This window comes from Mesorhizobium sp. WSM4837, assembly GCF_055811435.1.
The window spans coordinates 25775-39948 of record NZ_JBVVQE010000046.1; the positions used below are offsets into that span (position 1 = coordinate 25775).

At 59.5% G+C, this 14174-nt stretch carries 14 protein-coding genes and 1 pseudogene; 7 read left to right on the forward strand and 8 right to left on the reverse strand.

Features of this window, described 5'->3' with window-relative positions; translation table 11 throughout:
* Positions 1–70 precede the first annotated feature (70 nt).
* Positions 71–2317, forward strand: a complete 2247-nt coding sequence (locus AC0L3D_RS23950) for a heavy metal translocating P-type ATPase (protein ID WP_473645997.1) — start codon at positions 71–73, stop codon at positions 2315–2317.
* 212 nt (positions 2318–2529) lie between these two features.
* Here the strand turns inward: AC0L3D_RS23950 and AC0L3D_RS23955 are convergent.
* Positions 2530–2903 (reverse strand): annotated as a pseudogene (locus tag AC0L3D_RS23955) (transposase); the annotation flags it as partial.
* 339 nt (positions 2904–3242) lie between these two features.
* Between AC0L3D_RS23955 and AC0L3D_RS23960 the strand changes: the two are divergent.
* The 3 genes from AC0L3D_RS23960 (at position 3243) to AC0L3D_RS23970 (ending at position 4253) form a co-directional block, all read left to right on the forward strand.
* Positions 3243–3644 carry a hypothetical protein gene (locus AC0L3D_RS23960; RefSeq protein ID WP_473480636.1) on the forward strand — a complete coding sequence of 134 codons (402 nt, stop codon included), beginning with the start codon at positions 3243–3245 and terminating at the stop codon, positions 3642–3644.
* Positions 3645–3834: 190 nt separating this feature from the next.
* Positions 3835–3966, forward strand: coding sequence for a YHYH domain-containing protein (locus AC0L3D_RS23965; RefSeq protein WP_367185466.1), 132 nt, complete (start codon positions 3835–3837; stop codon positions 3964–3966).
* Positions 3967–3977: 11 nt separating this feature from the next.
* Positions 3978–4253 (forward strand): DUF5334 family protein, encoded by a 276-nt coding sequence (locus tag AC0L3D_RS23970; RefSeq protein ID WP_473645999.1) that lies wholly within the window; start codon positions 3978–3980, stop codon positions 4251–4253.
* On the opposite strand, the gene AC0L3D_RS23975 is transcribed toward AC0L3D_RS23970, so the two are convergent.
* The 4 genes from AC0L3D_RS23975 to AC0L3D_RS23990 all read right to left on the reverse strand — a co-directional run bounded on the left by AC0L3D_RS23975 (position 4202) and on the right by AC0L3D_RS23990 (position 6726).
* Entirely contained in the window at positions 4202–4543 is a 342-nt protein-coding gene (locus AC0L3D_RS23975; RefSeq protein ID WP_473480633.1) for a hypothetical protein, read from the reverse strand. The genes AC0L3D_RS23970 and AC0L3D_RS23975 overlap by 52 nt on opposite strands.
* 58 nt (positions 4544–4601) lie before the next feature.
* Complete coding sequence (locus AC0L3D_RS23980; RefSeq protein ID WP_473646001.1) at positions 4602–4976, reverse strand: hypothetical protein; 375 nt, start codon at positions 4974–4976, stop codon at positions 4602–4604.
* Positions 4977–5016: 40 nt separating this feature from the next.
* Positions 5017–5397, reverse strand: coding sequence for an ATP-dependent DNA ligase (locus tag AC0L3D_RS23985; RefSeq protein WP_473646002.1), 381 nt, complete (start codon positions 5395–5397; stop codon positions 5017–5019).
* A gap of 1089 nt (positions 5398–6486) precedes the next feature.
* On the reverse strand, positions 6487–6726 hold the full coding sequence (locus tag AC0L3D_RS23990) for a KTSC domain-containing protein (protein ID WP_473646014.1): 240 nt from the start codon (positions 6724–6726) through the stop codon (positions 6487–6489).
* A gap of 279 nt (positions 6727–7005) precedes the next feature.
* Here AC0L3D_RS23990 and AC0L3D_RS23995 point away from each other — a divergent pair, with 279 nt between their 5' ends.
* Complete coding sequence (locus tag AC0L3D_RS23995) at positions 7006–7734, forward strand: thermonuclease family protein (protein WP_473480628.1); 729 nt, start codon at positions 7006–7008, stop codon at positions 7732–7734.
* Between the two features lie 13 nt (positions 7735–7747).
* Here the strand turns inward: AC0L3D_RS23995 and AC0L3D_RS24000 are convergent, their stop codons facing one another.
* Positions 7748–8248, reverse strand: a complete 501-nt coding sequence (locus AC0L3D_RS24000) for a hypothetical protein (RefSeq protein ID WP_473480625.1) — start codon at positions 8246–8248, stop codon at positions 7748–7750.
* Between AC0L3D_RS24000 and AC0L3D_RS24005 the strand changes: the two genes are divergently transcribed.
* Positions 8248–9378: an ImmA/IrrE family metallo-endopeptidase gene (locus AC0L3D_RS24005; RefSeq protein WP_473646004.1), complete on the forward strand. Its 1131-nt coding sequence runs from the start codon at positions 8248–8250 to the stop codon at positions 9376–9378. The genes AC0L3D_RS24000 and AC0L3D_RS24005 overlap by 1 nt on opposite strands.
* A 4-nt stretch (positions 9379–9382) precedes the next feature.
* Positions 9383–9826, forward strand: coding sequence for a hypothetical protein (locus tag AC0L3D_RS24010; protein WP_473646006.1), 444 nt, complete (start codon positions 9383–9385; stop codon positions 9824–9826).
* A 509-nt stretch (positions 9827–10335) separates the two neighbouring features.
* Here AC0L3D_RS24010 and AC0L3D_RS24015 read toward each other — a convergent pair.
* On the reverse strand, positions 10336–12240 hold the full coding sequence (locus tag AC0L3D_RS24015; RefSeq protein WP_473480618.1) for an ABC transporter ATP-binding protein: 1905 nt from the start codon (positions 12238–12240) through the stop codon (positions 10336–10338).
* Positions 12240–14102 (reverse strand): ABC transporter ATP-binding protein, encoded by a 1863-nt coding sequence (locus AC0L3D_RS24020; RefSeq protein ID WP_473480616.1) that lies wholly within the window; start codon positions 14100–14102, stop codon positions 12240–12242. Before AC0L3D_RS24020 ends, AC0L3D_RS24015 begins: the two co-directional genes overlap by 1 nt.
* Positions 14103–14174: the final 72 nt, after the last annotated feature.

The following is a 14174-nucleotide window of genomic DNA, read 5'->3' on the forward strand; positions in this document are numbered from 1 at the left end:
GATTTTTCGCTTGCTCCTCTAGTCGCTAGAGAATGTAGCGTGCCGCTGGAATGGTTCAAGGAGTGAGACGATGGCTGCAACCGCCGCACAAACCCGTTATCGCGTCGAAGGCATGGATTGTGCAGGCTGCGCGACGAAAATCCATAGCGCGCTGCGGCGCATGCATGGCGTCCAGGATGTGAACGTCTCGGTCACTGCCGGCACCATGACCGTCAGGCACACTGCCGAAAGCGACCTCGCCGCGATCGAAAAGAAGGTGACGGGTCTCGGCTATTCTGTGGCTCAGCTCACGAGCGAAGCCGGCCAGATTGCCAAGCCGGCCGGGTACGGCACCAAAGGCGGCCATGACCACGCTGGCCACGACCATGCTGGCCGCGACCATGCCGGCACAGCCAAAGATGACCACGACGACCTGGAGGGGTTGCACGGCCACGACCACACGCCGGCCACGGGGCCGTGGTGGGACAGCGCCAAAGGCCGACTGAGCATCGCCAGCGGCGCCGCATTGGCCGCAGCTTTTGCGATTCACTATGTCTGGCCGGCCACCGGCGTCTGGCTTTTCATTGCCGCCATGCTGATCGGACTGGTGCCGATTGCACGGCGAGCTGTGATGGCCGCGCTCGCCGGCATTCCCTTCACCATCGAAATGCTGATGACCATCGCCGCGATCGGCGCCGTCATCATCGGTGCCGGCGAGGAAGCCGCCACCGTGGTCTTCCTGTTCCTCGTCGGCGAGTTGCTGGAAGGCGTGGCCGCTGGCAAGGCGCGCTCCAGCATCCAGGCGCTGACCACGCTGGTGCCCAAGACGGCATTCCTGGAGGAGAATGGCGCCACGCGCGAAGTTCCGGCCGAAGCCCTTGGGGTTGGCGCCATCATTCTGGTGCGGCCGGGCGATCGCATTCCAGCCGACGGCAAGATCATCGAGCGCGAAAGCGTTATCGATGAATCGCCGGTGTCGGGGGAAAGCGTGCCGGTGCGCAAGGGCGTCGACGCGGACGTACTCGCCGGCACCATCAATGGCGACGGCGTGTTGCGCATAACCGTCACGGCTGCGGCGTCCGACAACACCATCGCCCGCATCGTCAAGCTGGTCGAGGAGGCCCAGGAAAGCAAGGCGCCGACGGAACGCTTCATCGACCGTTTCTCACGCTGGTATACGCCCGCCGTCGTCGCCGTGGGGGCTCTGGTGGCCGTCGTCCCGCCGCTGGCCTTCGGCGGCGACTGGAACGAATGGATCTACAAAGGCCTGGCGCTGCTGCTCATCGGCTGCCCCTGCGCGCTCGTCATATCGGTGCCGGCGGCAATCGCCGCCTCGCTCTCGGCCGGCGCCAGGCGTGGTCTTTTAATGAAAGGCGGCGCGGTGCTGGAAGGCTTGGGCAAGATCACCGCCGTGGCTTTGGACAAGACCGGGACGCTGACTGAAGGCAAGCCCGTGGTGACGGATGTCGTGGCCATCGGGATCAGCGAAAAAGAGGTGCTGTCGCTGGCCGCTGCACTCGAAACCGGATCGAGCCATCCGCTTGCCCTGGCTATCCTGCGAAAGGCCAAGGCCGATCGCGTGCCGGTGCCGCCGGCGGCGGAGGCCAAGGCGCTCGGCGGCAAGGGCGTCGTCGGTCGCATTGGCGGCAAGAGCGTCTTCCTGGGCTCGCCGATCGCTGGAGGCGAGAAGGTCGCGCTGCCAGCCGAGCAGGCGGCCCGCATCGCCGAACTCAACGACCAGGGCAAGTCGGTGTCGGTGCTGCTGATCAACGATGTGCTGGCCGGTTTCATCGCCATGCGCGACGAGCCTCGGCCGGACGCGCAGGCCGGCCTCAAGGCGCTGACCGATGTTGGCATCAGGACTGTCATGCTGACTGGCGACAACCAGCGCACGGCGGTGGCAATCGCCAAGCAGCTCGGTATCGAGGTGCGCTCGAAACTGCTGCCCGAAGACAAGCAGCGCATTGTCGGCGAGTTGAAAGGGCAGGGGCTGACGGTCGCTAAGGTCGGCGACGGCATCAACGATGCGCCGGCGCTCGCCGCGGCCGACATCGGCATTGCCATGGGCGGCGGCACCGACGTCGCCCTGGAGACGGCAGATGCGGCGGTGCTGCATGGCCGCGTCGGCGATGTCGCGGCGATGATAAAACTGTCTCAGGCGACCATGGCCAACATCAAGCAGAACATCACCATGGCGTTGGGGTTGAAGGCGGTGTTCCTGGTGACGACCGTAGTCGGCATCACCGGCCTGTGGCCCGCCATTCTCGCCGACACAGGCGCGACGGTGCTGGTGACAGCCAACGCCATGCGGCTGTTGCGCTGGAAAGGTGGGGTATAGATTGCCGCCTTCTATGTCGTTTGGGATGGCCGATGAGCAACAACCATTCGCATCGAAGCGGCGCTTATTATTCGCCCGCGCCGTTTATCGGGGCATTTCTGGCGATTGCCCTTTTGGGTGAGCAGCTGCGCCCGGCTGATGCTAGCCGGCGTGCTGATGGGTAGGTCTCTTGCTGCATCTCGCAGCAAGCGGTGCCGGCGCTTCATGGCCATCGACTGCCAGCGCCGCGACGTCAGCGAAGTAGGCCGCAACGTCACGCGAGCGACGGAAGCGCGTCGGATCATCGATCGAAGTCATGAGCGAAAGCGCCGTCACCGGACCGACACCTGGGATAGCCATGAAACGCCGGCACGGCTCACTACGCCCGACAATCTGCACGACGAGATCGTGCAGCCGGCAATACTGTTTCTACCGCGTCGCGCACCGCCAGCATCGCGTCCAACAGTTCGCTCGGCAGCGGATCGTCCGCCACCGCTTGGCGCACCGACCGCTCGAACGCCCCGCGTCCGACCTTGCCCAAGCGGGTGCCGAACGACTTCAGCGAGTGCCGGATGGCGTTCTCTAAGTCGAGGAACTTGGCCTTCAGATTGCGAGATACTTGGCCGATCTTTGGCCGGAGTTCGCCGATCGGCGGGACTCAGATAAGATGGGGCAGGTAGAATGAAGGGCGCTCCAAACATGGTCTCTGCAGAGCTTGTCGAAGCGCGCGAGTTTGCAAACAGGCTGCGCGAAATCTGCCAGGCTCGTATCGACGCTGCCGCTTTAGGGGTTTGGTCCAAAGCGCCATTCCAATTGCTGTGCCCACGCGAAGCGCTGATCTGGCGGAGCGAAGAGCTGGCGCGCAATGCATGCGATGCTCTTGGACGCGAGGACCTGAGCGTTGCCGCCCTTTTGACCCGAGCGGCTCACCGAGAATGCTGCCCTGGTGTGGAAACTCTGGGAAATTCTCGATGCGCGGCATACCCATTCACCGCAAGACCTGAACGATCTGCTGATACGGCTGCTCGTGGACTCACGTAAATGGCCGGATGGGCCACAGGCCATGCAAATCCTGAGCTGTATCGACCGCATGGACAAAGCCGTACCCGGGGTGCTTGCCAGCTACGAGAGCCTGAGTGAAATCGCACATCCGAATTGGTCCGGCGTCGCCGGACAATATTCCAAGCCCGACCCTGCACGGTATTTGACAGATTTCGGACGCGGATTGAGGGATACAAAGAGCACCGTCGACATGATCGCCAATGCGCTGCTTGGCTCGTTCGGCTTGTTCGAAACTTGCGTACAGTCGAATAGCCGAAGCCATGCCGGAATTCCTGGTGGAACTTGAACCCATTTGATCGAATGAACGCTCCCAGGTCGCAAGCATGGATCACGAGCAAGCGCAGAAGTCCTACGGCACCGATCGAGCGCAACTCGTCTATGATCGTCGACGAGCCCGCCACACAGACCGCCTTTCCGTGTTCTCTTGACTCTCGCCAAGATTGAGCGCCGAATAGCCATCTACTTGGGAGGGCGGAATGAAATATCTGATTTTTCTTAGTGTTCTTTTTGGCGCCTATAGCGTTGCCCCGGCGTTCAGCCATGGCGGCGGAACAGACTCAAACGGCTGCCATACGAATCATAAAACTGGCCAATATCACTGCCATTAGGGCGGCTTACTATGATCAAATGTTTTGCGCTCGCAATCGGACTCGTTTTCGGCGCGTCCGATGCATATGCTTGGGATGGGACGGATACGACGACTGGCGAGTCTGTTGAGATTGGCAAGGGTAATCTTGTCAGGACGGGCAGGGACATCGAAATATTTGATAGTGGTGCTGGCGAATATCGAGACGTAACCGTCGAAAGTATCCGGCGACACGGATCGACAGTTGAAGTCGAGGTCTACGACAACGAAAGCGGCGAGTATCGGACTCTTGAAATGGAAGACGACTGATCTCGCTCATCAACTGCGCTGGCGCAGCGGGCCGCGATATCTTCTTGCCAGTTGTTGCCGGCCATCGGTTCAGCGACCCTATTGCGAACGCTCGACCGCAAATGTTGGGGCATCATCTCCCTTGCGATGGCAAATAGAAGTTGCTCGGCCAAGGTCCTATTCATAGCCAGCTCGATCGTGCCGGTGTCGGTCTCCAGTTCGAGGAATCCGATCAAAGGCTCTGCTGATAGGAGTGTGGTGTCGACGTCGAGAAGTTTGTTGAATCCGGATTTACTGGGCTTGCGTTTCATAGGGCCTCCCTTCTAGCGCCCGTCCCTTGCCTCGCGCTAGGCGCTCGGACGGAGCGCATTAAATTCCTTCATCCCAAAAATCCTGCAGCGATGCGTGCCGAAGATCTTCCTCGCCTCTGAGGTGCTTCACGCGGGCTTTGATGCCCGGTTTGACCCACTGCGTTGCCGGCCGCTTTGGCATGTCCTTTGGCGGTGGCCCGGCATGTTCCTGGACGCGTTTCCAAAGCCGCTCCCGCATCTCGCGATTTACACTGACAAACGCGCTGCCGACATACTTGCGGGTCTCCGGCTCGGCCATCAGAGCAAAGGCCGGCTTACCCCGCTCGCGTTCGACGCCAAGAAGCTCGAACTCGCTTTCGGTGAAGGATTTTGTCTTCAGCCAATTGGTGGTCGGCCCGCTGCGATATTTGCTGTCTCGACGCTTCGATACCATCCCCTCCAGGCCGGCCGCGTCGATCAGATGATAGATCGCGTTAGCCTCCCGGCATGGTCTCGCTGAACTGGATGCGGCTATCAGACCCTATAAGGCCGGCGAGGATTTCCCGCCGATCCTCAAGCGCCATGTCGCGCAAGTCGTGGCCATTGAGATGCAGCATATCGAACGCGACGAAATAGAGGTCTTGCTGGCGCCTGGTGATTGCCTTGCGCAGCGCGGCAAAATCCGAAAGGCCAGCCTCATTCAACACGACGACTTCGCCGTCGATGATGGCGTTCTGTAAGTTGAGACCTTTGGCTGCCTCGACCAGATCGCGGTACTTCGATGTCCAGTCGAGCCCGCGGCGGGTGAAGATCCGCACACCGCCGGCGTCGATGATGATTTGGGAGCGGTAGCCGTCGAATTTGGCTTCATGCATCCAGTCGTCGCCTTGGGGCGGCTTTGCCACCAAGGTAGGCATCATTGGCGGAATGAACTCAAGCCGGCCAACGCCGGTACTTACAATTTTACGCACTTATTCGATTCTAGGCACCAAGCTTATATTAGCCAGAGTGAACGGAACGTGATTCCGCAGGGCTGCGGAAACAAAAACATGCCGGCCAGCGTTCCCATTCGCGCGGGATCGATGGCCTCCGCCGAAAAAAGCGGTGAAAGCAGGACCTATTTGCGTGCGCCTACCGACCCAACGGCAGCTTTGACGCTGAGACAAGTTCGTCCTCGTCAGTGATACCGGCCGTATAATTTGCCAGGATCCGGGACGCGAGAGCCTCACGGAGGTGTTCGGAGTCGCCCTCCCTCTTGAGCCGGTCGAACACGCGGCCCAGCGTAGCTACTTCGGATGCACTGAAGACGCCAAATTCTTTAGCCTTTCGATTAATCGGCATACCACCCCCTCCGGCCAAATTCTGCGCAACTAATACGATTCAGGACATCTCGGACAACAAAAAAAGCCCGCCGCACCTTTCGGCACCGCGGGCGAGACTTCTCAGCGTTCACCAGGCGCAGGGGTGTGGGCGGGGGTAGTGTGCCCGGTGAACCGAAAACCTATGCACGCCGTCAGGACGCGTCTACCAACCGGCAGTTGGAAGTATCGAGCGCTAGGTAGAGGAGCGTAGCAGCCCCTCCTCCTTGGCAGCAGCCTCGTTCCTTACGTCGTCGGGGGTGAGCGCACATAGGAGCGGCCCTACTGATGCCGCGCGAGCCGGTCCATGGGTGCGTTTGCTTCGGCCAAACTGCTCGACTTTTTGAGCCGAGGCGTCAGTGCGCTTGATGTGCCGGATCATTGCTGCCTCAACCGCGCGAGCCTTTCCGCGCGATATAGATCGCCGTATTTTCAAGGTGGAGGGTCGCGAGCCTCATGGGCGACGATTCCGATTATCTAGCAGTAGAAATTCGCGAATCCGCCTTTCGTTCCGATGTCCGACCTTGCCTCGCAAAGGGTTGGGCCGGGGAGCCGCGATGAATGAGCCGCCTCACTGCCAAAAGAGAGATCGTCCGCTGATGCTGCTCAGCCGACCGCGGGGCCAACCAGACGGTAGCGGAAGTGATTGCGGATGTGGTCATTGAAGAAGCGGCCCTTGGCAAACGCGGCCTTGAACGCGGCAAAGGTCTCCGGTGGGATGTCCTCAAACTTATCGTTTGCCGCTGGCGACGAGCCACACGGAAAGGATTCTGCTGTCCGGATCGTATGCCGTTTTGCGTATCCAGGGATGGCATGACGGCGGCTCGACCAAAAGACGTCAACGATCGGGTGGGCCGTCGCGTTCCTTGTTGGGGGGGCGCAAGGCCCAGGAAGGTGGTCCCGGCGACCACGAGGTCAATGGCTTCATGCCCACGAAGCCGAACGCTCTTGCCACGGACCTGTCCGCGCGACCGTGAAGGGCCACTGGACTCTCCGGAGCCAGTAACGCATTGTTCCCGAGGGAGCGGGGACTTGGACAAATCTCGATATAATAATCGGTCTGGCCAGTGGAGGAAGCGCGCTGGCTTAAGGCGGTATCGTGCGCGACTATTCTCGGGCGTGCCGATGCGGCTGGTGTATGTGACCATCGCGGCAGTGGCCGCATTCGCGACACAGTACTTCCTGCAGCACACCGACGGTTTCCAAGAAGCAGTGAAATGGATCGGCCCGGCGCCCGCTCCGATAGCGGGTGTTGCTTCCGTAATCGACGGCGATACGATCGAAATCCGCGGACAGCATATTCGTTTCAGTGGAATCGACGCCCCGGAGGCCGCGCAACAGTGCGATGACGCCAAGGGCTTCCGCTACCAGTGCGGTGCGAAGTCCGCCGCCGCCCTTGACACCTTCCTGGCAGCCTCGAGGCCGGTCCGGTGCACTTTTGTCGCTTGGGACCGCTACAGCCGCTTTGTTGCCGACTGCTCGCGGGCCGACGGGAAAAGCGTTGCCTCGTGGCTGGTGGAGAACGGCCAGGCGCTCGACTGGCCCCGTTACAGCCGAGGCGGCTATGCAGGGCAGCAGGCGAAGGCCAAGGCGGCGAAGGTCGGTCTTTGGGCTGGCGAGTTCGAGGCGCCATGGGATTGGCGCGCTGAGCAAGCGGACCATGCCCGACCGGCCGTCAGCCAGCCTCTCGGCATCATCAGCCGACAGGTAGTGCAAAGTTACTCGTGCCAGCCGCGGCGGACTTGCTCGAAAATCAGCTCATGCGATGAAGCCCAGTGGTATCTCAGCAACTGTCCGTGGGGTGGCAGGCTGGACCGCGATGGCGACGGAAGGGCATGCGAGACGCTGTGTTAGAGTCAGCCAAGCGCTATGCTAGTGCATCTTGCTTAAGCAAATTGATCTTTTGCCAAACGTCTTTATAGACAAAATGGGCTCTGGCGTAGAGGATTAGAATAGCCAATGGGAGGGGAACGAAATGCACAATGGTCGTAAAGAGAGCAAGCGGCTCGCCCATGCAAGATTGGTCCACCGCAGCGTAGAACGACCAATATAGCGCCGTCAGCCCGAACAAGGATGTGACGGCCGCGCAACACGTTACCCAGGTGGCCAAGCTATCGTCATTGATTACGATCTCTCGCTTTGCCGATTCCAAACGTGCCCGAAGGCTGCCGGCTGATGAGGGGTTTCTCACCTTTCTTGATGCGATTAACGTTTCGATTGCCGCGATCTGGCGTGCAAGCGGGCCTCGAGGGACAATTGCTAGCTCTTTGAAAATCGACAGCGCCAAATTTAATCCGAATGCTAGTTGAAGCAGTCCGGAAAACTCATTGAGCCGAAAACACTCTATTGCGAGCGACTGAGATGCCATTGAAACTTACCCCCCGACCTTCGGCCGTCGAAAGCATCCGCGGCGCGCGACGATTATCAATCGAAGCGATCGCGATTGAGGCGAATATCCGACCAGATTTGCTGACCGAAATTGAAACGACCCCGACCGATGTGAGCAAGCGGGTGGCGTTCTCACTTGCCTCCGCTCTGGCTGTACCGGTCCAGTTCCTGTTCGCCAAAGACGTAAAAATCGACGCCAATATGCCCGATTTTCGCACCGCCAATAACAGGCCAGCGGTTCTTACATCGGCAGGACTGACGCGAATCGCGCGCGCTCGTTCTATTGCCGCCTACCTGGCGGACCGAGCGTTCGAAGACTGCACCAGGTTCGCCAATACGAATAGCGTGACCATCAATCAGCAGTCGACCGCGCAAAAGCTACTGAAATCGCTCTATGTCCCCGTCCAGCGCCCCGACGGATCGGTAGATCCGACCCTGACGTTCAGAGAGACGCGTGTATCGCTAGAGCGGAAAGGCATCATCGTGCTCTGCGATAGGGTAGCGGACCCGTTCCGTGGGTTTTGTTACTCTCCCACCGGTGACTTTCCTATCATCTTCGTGAACACAACCGGACAGCGGCCCGCTACCAAGCTGTTCACACTGATGCATGAAGTAGTGCATGTGCTCCTTGGCAAAACGGGAGTTTCGGACCCGGCCATTCTCAACAACCAGGTTGAAAGATTCTGCAACTCGGTAACTGCCTCGGTCATGATGCCTGCAGAGGAATTTTCCCAAGCGTATAAAAGGGTCGCGGGAAGGGATCCCAGGGCCGTCGTTGATATCCTTTCCAGACGATTTGGCGCCAGTAAGCAGGCGAGCGCCTTACGCGTCTCTGATCTGGACTTGAGCAAAGGCTTTTACGGGGCGTGGTCTGCGACGCTGCCGTCTAAAATCCCCATGATCGAAGAAGAAGATGAAGGTGAGGAAACCAGCGGGGGCGGTGGGATCAGCTCGCAGATTGCCAGGTTCGGATATCTTCTGCCTAACATGCTCACTGCCGCCGTCGACAGGAAGGCAATTTCTCAGTTCGATGCGTACCGGCTCACCAATCTGAAGCCAAGTACGATAAAGCAGATCGCCGCCATCGGTGTTAACCGGCTGGGGCCATAACGGCATGGCCTATAGCGGCATCAATTTTGTGCTGGATCTAGAGGCATGTCTCTATTTTAGCGAAGCTGGCGGAAACCTGAAAGCCGCTCTGTTCCAACGAGCCATAGTCGAACGCATTGCGGTACCCAAAGAGGTTTTCGACCAGATTCGCATCTTCGACAAAAGCTTGGCCGATGAAATATTGGAGTCGGACATCGAAATTGTCGAACTCGATTCCGATGTATACGTCGCCGCTGGCGCACTCAATGAAATCTTTATGACCTCAGGGCATCGGTTAAACGCTGCCGCAAACGAAAAGGTCCCCGTCATAGCGCTCGTCCATTGTGCGCAAAATGGCGCTAAGCCGCCATGCCACCTTGTATCCGGCGATAACGGACTCCACTCCTCGTCAATGAGAAGCCTCTGTGCCGCCCTGAAAGTCCCCTTTATGGAAGTCACCAGCTTCTAGCAGCATTTGGCGCTGGGTGGGAGATTTGGTGTGGGACCAAGTGGCAGATTTGCTCGAAAGCCCAGCTAAGCGACTGTGCCCTTCCCGAGAGATGCACTTCAGTTCATTCCGGAGACATGGGTTACACTTTCGGCCCCTTTGCAAGGAGAGCAAGGGTGCCTTGGAAGGAGTGTAGCCAAATGGATGAGCTGCTGAAATTCGTCGCGCGGGTTCTGGATGGAGAGAAGATCGCGGTGGACGAGCAGGCGCGCGGGTGAGTTTGTCGAAGAGGCGTGGGAAGCGTCCATCGAGATGGGGGAGCGCAATCCTCCAACATGGCCACGCGCACATAGAGCACGAAACGATCGAGCCCTGCTGCTTGCCGGCCGAAGGCGCCGGCCAGCCACGACTTGCCGGTTCCGATCTGGCCTGTGATGATCAGGTTCCCATGGCCGTCCGGGATTTAGCGCAATCGCTGTCCGCGCTTTCGCCGGTGGCCCTGGACGGTCAGATACTGCTCGCAAGGAGCATCAGGTACGAGAGGCGGCTTGTCCGGTCGGATCGGCTTCCTCTTCGGGAATGTCGTCGAATGACGAGTAGTTCAGATTGTAGAGTTTGGAATAGAGCCCGCCCATAGCCATCAGTTTGTCATGGCTGCCGGTCTCCATAACCTGGCCGTTCTGAAGCACGATGATGCGATCGGCACCACGGATTGTGGCGAGACGGTGGGCGATGACAAGCCCGGTGCGGCCTTCCAGGAGTTTTCTGAGAGCTTTCTGGATGAGCATTTCCGTGTAGCTGTCGATGTTGGCGGTGGCCTCGTCAAGAACAAGGATCTTGGCGTCGGCGACGAGAGCGCGGGCGAAACTGACAAGCTGGCGCTGGCCGAGAGAAAGGTTGCCGCCGCGTTCGCCGAGTTGGGTTTCATACCTGTCGGAAAGTCTCATGATGAAGTCGTGGGCGCCGACCACCTTGGCGGCCTCGATCACTTTCTCCCTCGTGGCTTCCGTCTTGTGGTAGCGGATATTCTCAAAAACCGTCCCAGTGAACAGAAACGGTTCCTGCAGCACCATAGCGATCTGAGTGCCGAGCGATTCCTGGGTGAGATCGCGCACATCATGTCCGCCGACCATCACTTGGCCTTGCTGAATATCATAGAAGCGGTGGACGAGGGCCATCGCGCTCGATTTGCCAGAGCCGGTCGGCCCGACTAAGGCGACCGTCTCGCCGGGATTGACCCGGAAGGAGACGTTTTTCAGCACCGGCTGTTTGGGATCGTACCCGAACGTGACGCTCCTGAACTCGACCGAGCCGTCCATTTCGGGCGCAAGGATCCTGGCATCCGGTTTGTCCTGGACCTCGATCCTGACGTCGAGCACATCGGTCAGGCGCTTGCCGGAGGCCATTGCGCGCTGCATGACGGAATATTGCAGAGTAAGTGAGCGAATTGGGTCAAAGAAGCGTTGGATATAGAATATGTAGGCAACCAATACGCCCACATCGACGCGGCTATTCATGATCATGGAGCCGCCGACCACAATGACGACAGCCATGGCGAGGCCGGTGAGGCCATCGACGATCGGGACCATGACCTGTGCATATTTGGCAGCGGTCAGGTGGGTCGTGAGGTCGGCATGTGCCTTGTCGTCATACAATACGAAGTTGACGTACTGGCGGTCCATGGACTGGACGGTTCGGACGCCTTGAATCGCTTCGGCCAATGCGCCGTTGACGACTGAATTGGTCTCTTGTGCAGCCATGAAGGCCTCGCGGGCACGCGGCAGCCACACGATGCGGATAATCAACAGGGCCGGCAAGACCGAGAGCGTCAGAAAGCCGAGGTTGAAGTTGACCGACAGCATTACGAAGATGATGCCGAAGAGAAGCGCAATGTCGCCTACGGAGTAGATCGAGTTTTCGAGAAATTCGTGGATAGAGTTGACGTCGCCCTGAAGGCGAGACATCAGGCGTCCTACCTCGGTCTTGTCCATGAAGGAAAGCGATACCTTCTGCAGATGGGCAAACATGGCGCGGCGGATGTCGAAGAGGACGTTCTCGGCCATTTTCCCTACCACGGTCTCTTGCGCGTAGGCGGCGCCGAAATTAACCAGAATGGCAAGCGCAAACGCGAGGGCGGCCTCAAGAAGGGCGGATGCATCAGCGCCTACCGGAGTTATGGCGTGGTCGATCGCGTAGCGGATGATCAGCGGGATGAGAAGCTGCGTGCCAGTGAAAATCAGCAATGCGGCAAGCGAGACGACCGCCATGGCTCGGTAGGGACGAACGAAGGCCCATATGCGGCGAATGATGTTCTTGTCGAAAGCCCGGCCAAAGATCTCCTCCTCGATGCGATGGGACCCGACGACCGCGCGCGGAGGGCGTCTACCGCTATCATTCGGTTCGATTTCGAGTTCGTTGGCGTGCCGCTTGGCCATCAGGGCGCGCCTCCAAACGTGGTCGCAATGTCATCTCCCGGGCGCAACTGAAGATCATAAAGCGCCTTATAGCGTCCTCGCTTGGCCAAAAGCTCTTGATGGGTGCCGCGTTCCACGATCTCGCCGTTGTCGACAAACAGAATCCGGTCGGCGTGCTTGAGTGAACTCAGCCGGTGGGCGATGATGATCGTCACCCTATCCTTGGCGAAACGCCGTATCGCCGCGCGGATGCGCTGCTCTGTGGCGGCGTCGATCGCGGCCGTTGAGTCGTCGAAAACGACGATTGATGGGCGCAACATCATCGTGCGAGCTATGGTGAGACGCTGACGCTGGCCGCCCGAGAGAGAGGCGCCACGTTCGCCGACGACCGTCTTGTAGCCAGCGGGGAGGCCGAGAATGTAATTGTGCAACTGCGCGGATTCGCTAGCGCGCTCGATCGCCTGTTCCTTCGCCCAGGGGTCGCCATAAGCGATGTTGTTCTCGATCGTGGTTGTGAACAGGAATGCATCCTGCTGTACGACCGAGACCGCCTTGCGAAGCGATGCGAGGGTGACTCCGCGGATGTCTTGCCCGTCAAGCATGATGGTGCCACCAGTGACATCGTAAAAGCGGGGGATCAGGTGAGCAATCGTCGACTTGCCAGAACCCGGCGGACCCACGATCGCGATCGTCTCGCCCCTACGGGCGCAGAAGGTAATATTCTTTAGAATGACGCGGTTTCCGGTGCCGGGATATGCAAACGAGACATTGTCGAAGCGCAGAGTTCCTTCACCGATCTCGAGCGGTCTTGCACCGGAAGCATCCCCGATCGTGATGTCCTGGTCGAGCAGACTGAAGAGGCGCGAACCGCAAGTGTAAGCGCGGGCAAAGCCGTTGACCATCAGTCCGATCTGGCGGACGGGCATTTGCAGGATCGTCATGAACGTCAGGAACGTCGTGAGCGTTCCAACGCTGATCTGGCCGGCGATGAGTTTGTCGCAACCGACCCAGAGGACCAACCCCATGGCGACAAAGAAGGCGAGGGTCATTGCCGACGTGTTGGGCACGTACACGTCAACCTGCTCGTGCGCGAGTTCGAGCGCGTTTGTCGAGGCGATGTCGAACTTCGCCATCTCATGAGCCTGTGCCGAAAACGCCCGGACAACGCGGATGCCCGCGAGATTTTCTTCCATCACGCGGCCCAGGACGGAAAGCCGCTCCTGCAGGTCGAGCCAGATGGCGCGTAGCTTAAGCTGGGTGACCGACGATCGCCAGGCTACGAAAGGCACGAAGCTCAGCGCGATCAAACCGAGCACCGGGTCGGTTGAGATCATCATGCAGGCGCCTATCCCGATCAGCATGGTGAGCAGAAAGAACCTAACCAGGGCGGTGGAAAAATACATCCGCACGCCGTCGAGATCGAGGATGCCGAGGGTGATCAGGTCGCCTGAATGCACCCGGTCATGAAAGGAAAAGCTCAGGCGCTGGACCTTGTCGTAACAAGCAAGCCGCAGTTCGTACGCGACGTGGTGCCCGACGGCTTCGGCAAAGTAGTTTTGCGCCATCGTAAAGAGGCCGCGTAGCGTACTCGCGCCGAGCAGCAGGAGAGCAGGAGTCCAGAGGGCTTGTTCTGCAGCCGTCACCGTGACACCGCCCCCGATGGCTACTTGGGTCTGGTCGACAGCCCGGCCGAGAAGCTGGGGAATGAGCAACTGCAGGATTACGGCTACCATCGTCGAACCGATAGCTAACGCGACCTGCCACGGGTGCCTCAAATTCATGCGCGTAATGCGCAGTAGCGTGCTCAAGCCCCGGCCCCACCCGGCCGCTTTTACATGCGCGGACGATTTGAGAGAGGTCGTGCCAACAGCATCACTGCCCACCGAGTGCCCCCGACTGAATTTTCCGCCTTCGGAAGCGAGCCGGTCGACTCACATCAAAGACGTCCCTCCAAG

Coding starts and splice junctions, on each gene's coding strand:
- AC0L3D_RS23950 (WP_473645997.1), top strand. CDS start 71: ATGGCTGCAACCGCCGCACAAACCCGTTATCGCGTCGAAGGCATGGAT.
- AC0L3D_RS23965 (WP_367185466.1), top strand. CDS start 3,835: ATGAAATATCTGATTTTTCTTAGTGTTCTTTTTGGCGCCTATAGCGTT.
- AC0L3D_RS23970 (WP_473645999.1), top strand. CDS start 3,978: ATGATCAAATGTTTTGCGCTCGCAATCGGACTCGTTTTCGGCGCGTCC.
- AC0L3D_RS23975 (WP_473480633.1), bottom strand. CDS start 4,543: ATGAAACGCAAGCCCAGTAAATCCGGATTCAACAAACTTCTCGACGTC.
- AC0L3D_RS23980 (WP_473646001.1), bottom strand. CDS start 4,976: ATGGTATCGAAGCGTCGAGACAGCAAATATCGCAGCGGGCCGACCACC.
- AC0L3D_RS23985 (WP_473646002.1), bottom strand. CDS start 5,397: ATGCATGAAGCCAAATTCGACGGCTACCGCTCCCAAATCATCATCGAC.
- AC0L3D_RS23995 (WP_473480628.1), top strand. CDS start 7,006: ATGCGGCTGGTGTATGTGACCATCGCGGCAGTGGCCGCATTCGCGACA.
- AC0L3D_RS24000 (WP_473480625.1), bottom strand. CDS start 8,248: ATGGCATCTCAGTCGCTCGCAATAGAGTGTTTTCGGCTCAATGAGTTT.
- AC0L3D_RS24010 (WP_473646006.1), top strand. CDS start 9,383: ATGGCCTATAGCGGCATCAATTTTGTGCTGGATCTAGAGGCATGTCTC.
- AC0L3D_RS24015 (WP_473480618.1), bottom strand. CDS start 12,240: ATGGCCAAGCGGCACGCCAACGAACTCGAAATCGAACCGAATGATAGC.